We start from the raw sequence: 8,529 nt of genomic DNA on the forward strand, positions 1-8,529 counted from the left end.
GCTGGCCGACCTCGCGCGGAGCAAGTCGCGACGGCTGTGCGACGTTGTCGACGAGCGCGCCATCGTCAATGCGACGATCGGCCTGCTGGCGACCGGCGGATCGACCAACCACGCGATCCATATCCCGGCGATGGCCCGCGCGGCGGGGATCATCATCGACTGGGAGGATCTAGACGCGCTGTCGGCGGCAGTCCCGCTAATCGCGCGAGTCTATCCCAATGGATCGGGCGACGTAAACGACTTCCACCATGCCGGCGGGATGGCGTTTGTGACGCACACATTGCTCGAAGCCGGGCTGCTCCACGGCGACGTGGTCACCGCCGGGGGCGACGCGATGCGTGATTATGCTTGCGCCCCAGAACTTGGCGAAGAGTTGAGCTGGCAGCCGGTGACCACCTCGACCAACTCCGACATGCTCTGCCCCGCCAGCGACCCGTTCCTTGCCGATGGCGGAATGCGGCTGGTGACGGGCAACCTCGGCCGCGCGACCTTCAAGACCAGTGCGGTCGTGCCCGAGCGATGGACGATCGAAGCGCCGGCGCGGATCTTCTCCGATCAGAACCAGGTCGTCGCGGCGTTCAAAGCCGGCGAACTCGATCGCGACGTTGTCGTAGTCGTCCGCTTCCAGGGCCCGCGGGCCAATGGCATGCCCGAGCTGCACAAGCTGACGCCGCCATTGGGCGTGCTTCAGGACAAGGGTTTCCGCGTCGCGCTGGTGACCGACGGGCGCATGTCAGGGGCGTCGGGCAAGGTCCCGGCGGCGATCCACTGCTCGCCCGAGGCGCTCGGCGGCGGGCCGTTGAGCCGGTTGCGCGACGGCGATGTAGTCCGGCTATGTGGCCATGGAGGGACGCTCGAAGTGGTCGGCATCGACCTCGCCACCCGTGAGCCTGCGGCACCACCACCACCCCCGGTTGGCACCGGGCGCGAGCTGTTCGCTTTCATGCGGCATGGTGCCGACAATGCCGAGCACGGCGCCTCGGCCATGCTTCGCCAGATGGAGCAGTCGCTTGGCTGAAACCATCGCCGTCGCCGACGTCGGCGGCACCCACGCTCGCTTCGCGCTGGCCGAGATCGACGCGGGTCGGGTCGTGTCGCTGGGCGATCCGGTCACGCTCAAGACTGCGGATCACGCCAGCTTCCGCACCGCGTGGGAGGAATTCGGGCGGCAAATCGGTCAGCCGCTGCCCACCGCGCTGGGCATGGCCTTCGCCGGCCCGGTCGGCGGCGAATTGCTTAAGCTGACCAACAATCCGTGGGTCATCCGCCCGGCGCTGATGCACGAGAAGCTGGGCGTCGAGCGCTACCGCATCGTCAATGATTTCGGTGCGGTGGCGCATGCCGTCGGGCAACTCGGCTCCGTGCATTTCAACCATTTGTGCGGCCCCGAAGGGGGCCTGCCGAGCGACGGCGTGACGACGATCCTTGGTCCCGGCACCGGGCTCGGCGTCGCGGCATTGCTGCGCGAAGGCGGCGGCTATCACGTCCTCGAGACCGAGGGCGGGCACATCGATTTCGCCCCGCTCGACAGCCTCGAGGACCAGATGCTGGCCCATCTGCGGCGCAATTTCCGGCGGGTGTCGGTCGAGCGAATTGTCTGCGGGTCAGGACTCGTCAATATCCACCAGGCGCTGGCGGCGATCGAGGGCGTGGCGATCGTTCATCAGGACGACAAGCCACTCTGGGCCGCCGCGCTAGACGGCCAGGACGCGCTGGCGGCGGCGGCTCTCGACCGTTTCTGCCTGTGCCTCGGCGCGGTCGCGGGCGACCTGGCGCTGGCGCATGGTGCGAATGCGGTCGTCATCGCCGGCGGACTTGGCCTGCGCATCAAGGACCATCTGCCGCGCTCGGGTTTCGCCGATCGCTTCATCGCCAAGGGGCGGTTCGAGCGGCGGATGGAGGCGATCCGGGTCAAGCTCATCACCCACCCGCAGCCGGGCCTGTACGGCGCCGCGGCGGCCTTCGCGAAGGATCATCCATGAACATCGACGCGATCATGCGCCTGTCCCCGGTCATCCCGGTGCTGGTGATCGACGAAGACGGACCGGACCCGGTCGAACTGGCCGAGACGCTGGTCGCCAATGGCCTGCGGGTGATCGAAGTCACGCTGCGCACGCCGGGTGCGCTGGCGGCGATGACCGCGATGGCGGGCGTGTCCGGTGCCGTAGTCGGCGCGGGGACGATACTCGATCCCGACCAGCTCCTTCGCGCGATCGATGCGGGGGCCAAATTCATCGTCTCGCCCGGCCTGACCGAGCGGATCGGCCGCGCCGCGATCGACAGTGGCGTCGCCTACCTCCCCGGCGTCGCCAATTCGGGCGACATCATGCGCGGGATGGAGATGGGGCTCGATCGGTTCAAATTCTTTCCGGCGATGGCTTCAGGTGGGTTGCCGGCGTTGAAGGCGCTCTGTGGGCCGTTCTATGATGCGCGCTTCTGCCCGACCGGCGGGATCACCCGTGGCACCGCTCCTGAATGGCTGGCGGATCCGGCAGTGCTGTGCGTCGGCGGCAGCTGGGTCGTGCCGAAGGGCGAATGGAGCATGGCGAAGATCGGTGTGCTGGCGAAGACGGCAGCCCAATTGAGGTAGTGATCATGAAACATCTGACATTGGCGGTGGCGGCGTTGGCGATGATCGCGGCCCCAGTCTCGGCCAAGACCGATCCCTACGCGCCCGCCAGCTTCGAAGGGGTCAAGCACCCTGCCTGGTCGCAGAAAGCGGTGATCTATCAAATCAATACGCGTCAGTTCACGCCCGCAGGCACGATCAAGGCGGCTGAGGCGCAGCTCGCCCGATTGAAGGCGCTCGGCGTCGACATCCTGTGGCTGATGCCGGTCCAGCCGATTGGAGTGACGAACCGTAAAGGGACGCTGGGCTCGCCCTACAGCATCCGCGACTATCGCGCGGTCAACCCCGAGCTCGGGACGATGGCCGAACTCAAGGCGTTCGTCGCCGCTGCCCACGCGCAGGGCATGCACGTCGTCCTCGACTGGGTCGCTAACCATACGAGCTGGGACAATGCGCTCGTGACCCAGCATCCCGACTGGTACGAACATGACTGGCAGGGCAAAATGCACCCCACGCCATGGTGGGACTGGTCGGACATCGTCGACCTTAATTACGCGAGGCCCGGGCTGCGCCGCTACATGGAAGAATCGATGCTGATGTTCGTCCGCGAGGCCGGGATCGACGGCTTTCGCTGCGATGTTGCCGGCTATGTCCCGCCCGATTTCTGGGCCAAGGTGCGGCGCGACGCCGGCGCGATCAGGCCGGTCTGGATGCTGGCCGAATGGGGCCAGCGCGACCTGCACATGAGCGCGTTCGACGCCAGCTATGGCTGGGACTGGGCCAAGCCGCTGATGGCGATCGGCCAGGGCAGGGGCGACGTTAGCGGGCTGTTTGGCTATTTTAGCGAAAATGAAAGTGCCTGGCCGAGCGGGGCGCAGCGGATGGTCTTCACGTCGAACCATGACGAGAACAGCTGGGCCGGGACCGAGTATGAGCGCTACGGCCCGGCGCTAACCAACGCGACCGTGCTGCAGTTTACCGGCGAGGGCATCCCGCTGATCTACAACGGTCAAGAAGCCGCGAACGACCGGCGGCTGATATTCTTCGAACGCGATCCGATCGTGTGGAAGGAGGCGCCGCAGCGGGCGGACTATCAGCGGCTGATCGCGCTGCGCGACGCCCACCCTGCGCTGTGGAACGCGCCGTGGGGCGCGCGGATGGTGCACGTTGTCAACAGCGAACCGGCCAAGGTCTTCAGCTTCGTCCGCGCCAAGGGCGGCGACGCCGTGCTGGTCGCGCAAAATTACAGCGCGGCAGGGATCACCGCGACGCTTGATGCTGTCCCTTACCCCGGCGACTGGCGCGAGGAGGGTGGGGCGACGGTCAAGCTCGACAAGGGCAGCAGCCTGACAATTGCACCCTGGACGAGCCGCATTTTCACCCGCCGCTTCTGATCAGCGGAGCGGCTGCCCGTTGCTTTCCTTCAGAAAGAACAGGGTGGTGACGACCGAAATGGCGGTGAATGCGAAGGCGTACCACAGGCCGGCGTACAGATCGCCGGTGATCGCGACGATGGCGAAGCTGGTGACGGGGAGAAATCCGCCGACCCAGCCGGTGCCGACATGATAGGGCAGGCTCATCGCGGTGTAGCGCGTGCGGGCGGGGAACAGCTCGACCAGCGCCGCCGCCATCGGGCCGTAGAGCGCGGTCGCGGCGGTGGTGAATAGCAACAGCCACCCGATGAGCGTAAACCAGTCGACGGCGGCGAGGTCGGCCTTGGCCGGGTAGCCGGCGGTGGTCAGCACAGCCTTGAGCTTGTCGCCGGTCGCCATCCTGAGGGCTTTGAGCGCCTTGCCGTCGAGGCCGGTCCCGTCGGAAACCGGCAGCAGCGTGCCACCGACCGCGATGGCCGTCTTGCCGTCGGTCGAAGCGACGTCGCGATACGAAATGCCCGATCCGGCCAGCAGGCTCTTGGCGATGTCACAGCCGCTGGCGAAATGACGCGTGCCGACCGGGTCGAACTGGACCGAGCAGGTAGCAGGGTCGGTGACGACGGTCACCGGGGTGCTCGCCTGCGCCATGACGAGCGCCGGATTGGCGGCGTCGGCAATCGCGTGATAGCCAGGGAAATAGGCGATCAGCGCGATGGTCATGCCTGCCAGCATCACCGGCTTGCGTCCGACACGGTCGGACAGAGAGCCGAACAGGACATAAAGCGGGGCAGAGACGAGGGTCATGATCATCACGAGCTCGTTGACCGTCTTGCCCGGCAGACCGACCATCTTTTCCAGGAACACCTGCATGTAAAAGAAGGTCGAGTACCAGACGGAGCCCTGCGCGCACATCATCGAGAGAAAGGCGATCGTCACGCGCTTCAGGCTGGCCGGGTCGGCGAAGGCGTCGCGCAGGGGGGCCTTGGTGACCTCGCCTGCTTCCTGCAACGCGACGAACGCCGGGCTCTCGCCGAGCTTGGTGCGCAGCCAGATCGACACGCCGAGCAGGATCGACGAGGCGAGGAACGGGATGCGCCAGCCCCACGCCGCGAACGCCTCTTCACCAAGCGCGGTGCGGGTGATGAGGATGACGAGCAGCGCCGAGAGCAGTCCGAACGCCGCCGACGACTGGATCCAGCTGGTCGACCAGCCGCGCCGGTCGGCTGCCGCGTGCTCGGCGACATAGATCGCCGCCCCGCCATATTCGCCGCCGAGCGCGGTCCCCTGGCAGATGCGCAGGAAGATCAGCAGGGCGGGGGCGATCCAGCCGGCCTGGGCGTAGGTCGGCAAAAGGCCGATGAGGAAGGTCGCACCGCCCATCAGGCTGACGGTGATCAGGAACGCGCCCTTGCGCCCCATGCGGTCGCCGATCGATCCGAACAGCAACGCACCGACCGGGCGGAAGGCGAAGCCGGCCGCGAACAGGCCGAGCGCGGCGATGGTTGCGGCGGTCGGGGGAAGGGCGGCGAAGAAGGTTCTCGAGATGATCGCGGTCAGCGAACCGAAGATGAAGAAATCATACCATTCGAAGGCAGTGCCGGCCGACGACGCCGCAACGACCCGCGCCATCCCCCATTCCGCTTGTCCTGACCCCGCCATTTCTGCTCCCCTCTGGAGCAGCGATAGCAATTCGGCCGTGTGCTGCAAGCCTATCGAATTTTTGTGATCACCTCTTCAAGACGGGCGAGTTGGATGCCTAGTTTTTTGATGGTCAGCCGGTTGTCGATCGTCTTGCCGTCGGTCCGTAGGAGCAGAACCTGCGTCGCCTTCAGGCCGCCCTTCATCGGATATGAGATGTCGAGACGGCCTTTTGCATAGCGCGCTTCAACCGGACCGTTGGCATCAGTCAGAGTTCCTGTCAGGCGGCCAGGCCCAGCGGGAACCAGATGCCAGTGGCGGATCCGCGAGGTTTTGCCTTCCTCTTCAATCCGCTGGTCGAGATACACGCCGCCCTTGCTGTCGGTGCGACCGGTCGAATGGACGAGGATTGTTTCCGACCCGCCAATCAGCTTGTGAAGTTGCGCTCGCCCCTCGGCCCGACCGTTAAAATAGGCGACCGGATCGAGCGTTCCCGATCCCACGGCGGCTGTTGTGAGGTCGCTTGCATCGCACGCGGTTAGAGCAAGGACGAGAATAAGAGCTATGCGCATGGGGAAGCAACGCGGCGACAGCGGAGTCGTGTCCATTGGCATTATTGGCCACGTCCCTTGACCAGCGCATCGACGACGCCCGGGTCGGCGAGCGTCGACGTATCGCCGAAGCCGTCGCTCTGCCCCTCGGCGATTTTGCGGAGGATGCGGCGCATGATCTTGCCGGAGCGGGTTTTGGGCAGCGACGGAGTGAACTGGATACGCTCGGGGATGGCGAGCGCGCCGATGTGCTGGCGGACTCCGGCGTTGAGCTCCTTGTGGAGGTCGGGATGGCCCTCCTCGCCGGCGTTGAGCGTGACATAGGCGTGGATCGCCTGGCCCTTGATGTCGTGCGGCACCGCGACGACCGCCGCTTCGGCGACCTTGGGATGGGCGACGAGTGCGCTCTCGACTTCGGCGGTACCGATGCGGTGGCCGCTGACGTTGATGACGTCGTCGACCCGGCCGGTGATCCAGTAATAGCCGTCATCGTCGCGGCGGCAGCCGTCGCCGGTGAAATAGAGCCCGGGATAGGCGGTGAAATAGGTCTGGAAGAAGCGATCCTCGTCGCCCCACAAGCCGCGCATCTGACCCGGCCAGCTGGCGCGGAGGCACAGGTTGCCGGCGGTCGCGCCGTCGAGCTCCCGGCCCTCGGCATCGACCAGTAGCGGCTCGACGCCGGGCAGGGGGCGGGTCGCGCTGCCCGGTTTCATGTCCATCGCGCCGGGGAAGTTGGCGATCAGGATGCACCGGTCTCGGTCTGCCACCAGGTATCGGTGACCGGGCAGCGCATGTCGCCGACCACGCGCCAGTACCAGTCCCACGCCTCGGGGTTGATCGGCTCGCCGACCGTGCCGAGCAGGCGGAGCGACGCGCGGCTGTGCTTGGTCACCCACGCATCACCCTCGCGCATTAGGGCGCGGATCGCGGTCGGGGCGGTGTAGAGGATGGTGACGCCGAGCCGGTCGATCGTTTCCCACAAGCGGCCATGGTCGGGGTAGTTGGGCACGCCGTCGAACATCACGCTGGTGACGCCGTTGAGGAGCGCGCCGTAGACGGTGTAGCTGTGCCCGGTGATCCAGCCGACATCGGCGGTGCACCAGAAGATGTCGTCCTCGCGGGGTGAGAAGATCCAGTCGAACGTCGTCGCGGCCCAGGTGGCGTAGCCGCCGGTCGAGTGGACGACGCCCTTGGGCTTGCCGGTCGATCCGGATGTGTAGAGGATGAACAGCGGGTCTTCGGCGTTCATCTGCTCGGGCGGGCATTCGGGCTGGAAGGTCAGGCGAAGGTCAGTCCAGACGAAATCGCGGCCATCGACCATCGGCACCTCGGCGCCAGTGCGCTGGACGACGATAACGGTATCGACCGGGCTGGTTTCGAGCGCCTTGTCGACGTTGGCCTTGAGCGGGATAGCCTTGCCGCTGCGGCGTCCCTCGTCGGCGGTGATGACCGCGACCGCACCGCAATCGGCGATCCGCCCGGCGAGACTTTCGGGCGAAAAGCCGCCGAACACGACCGAATGGACCGCGCCAATCCGCGCGCAGGCGAGCATCGCCGCTGCCGCCTCGGGAAGCATCGGCATGTAGATCATGACGCGGTCGCCGCGCTTCACGCCGCGCGACTTGAGCGCATTGGCGAAGCGGCACGTCTCCTCGTACAGTTCGCGATAGGTGAGGGTGCGACCGTCGCCAGGCTCGTCCGCCTCGAAGACCAGCGCGACCTTGTCACCGCGTGTCGCGAGGTGGCGGTCGAGGCAGTTGGCGCTGAGGTTGAGCTGGCCGTCGGCGTACCAGCGGATGTGGAAGTCCTCCGCCGCGAACGACCAGTCTCCCGCAATGGTCGGCACGCGAAGCCAGTCGATTCGCTTCGCCTCGCTGAGCCAGAAGCGGTCCGGATCAACGGCGAACGCATCGTGAAGCCCCGCCAGCTCCGCCGGGCCAATGCGGGCGTCGAAGCCGGCGGGAACGGGGACGACGGCTTCACTCATGGCACGGTGGCTCCTGTCAGCTGGCGGCGTCCATCGTAGCCATGTCGATGACAAAGCGATAGCGGACGTCGTTCTTCAGCAACCGCTCATAGGCGGTATTAACCTCGTCCATGCGGATCATTTCGCATTCAGGATAAATACCGTTCTCGGCGCAGAAATTAAGCATTTCCTGCGTTTCAGGGATGCCGCCGATGGCCGATCCGCCGACCGCCCGGTTCATCGACAGCAAATTCAGGCTGTTATACTCCGGCATGAGCCCGATCGCCCCGACCAGCACCATCCGGCCCGATCGCCCGAGCAGCTTCAAATAGGGCTGAATGTCATGGGGCACGGGGATGGTGTTCAGAACGAAATCGAACCGCTTGGTCGCAGCCTTCATTTGCGCGGAGTCGGTCGACAGAATGACGTCGT

General features: G+C 66.0%; 7 protein-coding genes and 1 pseudogene. 4 read left to right on the forward strand and 4 right to left on the reverse strand.

The window, feature by feature from the left end:
• The 4 genes from RMN84_RS04120 to RMN84_RS04135 all read left to right on the forward strand — a co-directional run.
• Positions 1-1,018 (forward strand): dihydroxy-acid dehydratase (locus tag RMN84_RS04120; RefSeq protein WP_309610933.1); only part of this gene is annotated, 1,018 nt, incomplete at its 5' end.
• Positions 1,011-1,982: a glucokinase gene (locus tag RMN84_RS04125; RefSeq protein ID WP_309610934.1), complete on the forward strand. Its 972-nt coding sequence runs from the start codon at positions 1,011-1,013 to the stop codon at positions 1,980-1,982. The genes RMN84_RS04120 and RMN84_RS04125, both read left to right, overlap by 8 nt.
• Complete coding sequence (gene eda / locus RMN84_RS04130; RefSeq protein WP_309610935.1) at positions 1,979-2,590, forward strand: bifunctional 4-hydroxy-2-oxoglutarate aldolase/2-dehydro-3-deoxy-phosphogluconate aldolase; 612 nt, start codon at positions 1,979-1,981, stop codon at positions 2,588-2,590. The genes RMN84_RS04125 and eda overlap by 4 nt, the downstream gene beginning before the upstream one ends.
• A 5-nt stretch (positions 2,591-2,595) precedes the next feature.
• Positions 2,596-3,963, forward strand: coding sequence for an alpha-amylase family glycosyl hydrolase (locus tag RMN84_RS04135; RefSeq protein WP_309610936.1), 1,368 nt, complete (start codon positions 2,596-2,598; stop codon positions 3,961-3,963).
• On the opposite strand, the gene RMN84_RS04140 is transcribed toward RMN84_RS04135, so the two are convergent.
• The 4 genes and pseudogenes from RMN84_RS04140 to RMN84_RS04155 form a co-directional block, all read right to left on the reverse strand.
• Positions 3,964-5,649, reverse strand: a complete 1,686-nt coding sequence (locus tag RMN84_RS04140) for an MFS transporter (RefSeq protein ID WP_309610937.1) — start codon at positions 5,647-5,649, stop codon at positions 3,964-3,966.
• Between the two features lie 2 nt (positions 5,650-5,651).
• Positions 5,652-6,188 carry a DUF3833 family protein gene (locus RMN84_RS04145; protein ID WP_309610938.1) on the reverse strand — a complete coding sequence of 179 codons (537 nt, stop codon included), beginning with the start codon at positions 6,186-6,188 and terminating at the stop codon, positions 5,652-5,654.
• Between the two features lie 5 nt (positions 6,189-6,193).
• Positions 6,194-8,118, reverse strand: a pseudogene (acs, locus tag RMN84_RS04150) (acetate--CoA ligase).
• A 16-nt stretch (positions 8,119-8,134) separates the two neighbouring features.
• Positions 8,135-8,529 (reverse strand): zinc-binding dehydrogenase (locus tag RMN84_RS04155; RefSeq protein WP_309610939.1); only part of this gene is annotated, 395 nt, incomplete at its 5' end.

Source organism: Sphingomonas sp., assembly GCF_031380695.1.
GTDB lineage: Bacteria > Pseudomonadota > Alphaproteobacteria > Sphingomonadales > Sphingomonadaceae > Sphingomicrobium.